At 55.0% G+C, this 716-nt stretch carries 1 rRNA gene; it reads right to left on the bottom strand.

The window, feature by feature from the left end:
• Window positions 1-23: 23 nt before the first annotated feature.
• Window positions 24-716: ribosomal RNA gene (locus tag ABLV30_RS02285) — 23S ribosomal RNA — on the bottom strand; the annotation flags it as partial.

The raw sequence follows: 716 nt of genomic DNA, 5'->3' as shown, positions 1-716 counted from the left end.
CGCCAAAACATCTTCGGCGTTGTAAGGTTAAGCCTCACGGTTCATTAGTACCGGTTAGCTCAACGCATCGCTGCGCTTACACACCCGGCCTATCAACGTCGTCGTCTTCAACGTTCCTTCAGGACCCTTAAAGGGTCAGGGAGAACTCATCTCGGGGCAAGTTTCGTGCTTAGATGCTTTCAGCACTTATCTCTTCCGCATTTAGCTACCGGGCAATGCCATTGGCATGACAACCCGAACACCAGTGATGCGTCCACTCCGGTCCTCTCGTACTAGGAGCAGCCCCCCTCAATTCTCCAGCGCCCACGGCAGATAGGGACCGAACTGTCTCACGACGTTCTAAACCCAGCTCGCGTACCACTTTAAATGGCGAACAGCCATACCCTTGGGACCTACTTCAGCCCCAGGATGTGATGAGCCGACATCGAGGTGCCAAACACCGCCGTCGATATGAACTCTTGGGCGGTATCAGCCTGTTATCCCCGGAGTACCTTTTATCCGTTGAGCGATGGCCCTTCCATTCAGAACCACCGGATCACTATGACCTGCTTTCGCACCTGCTCGCGCCGTCACGCTCGCAGTCAAGCCAGCTTATGCCATTGCACTAACCTCCTGATGTCCGACCAGGATTAGCTGACCTTCGTGCTCCTCCGTTACTCTTTAGGAGGAGACCGCCCCAGTCAAACTACCCACCAGACACTGTCCGCAACCCCGAT

This window comes from Klebsiella sp. CN_Kp113 (assembly GCF_040064585.1).
Taxonomy (GTDB): Bacteria; Pseudomonadota; Gammaproteobacteria; order Enterobacterales; family Enterobacteriaceae; genus Klebsiella; species Klebsiella michiganensis.
The sequence above is the reverse complement of the archived record's forward strand: the minus strand, read 5'-3'. Positions and strand labels throughout refer to the sequence as shown.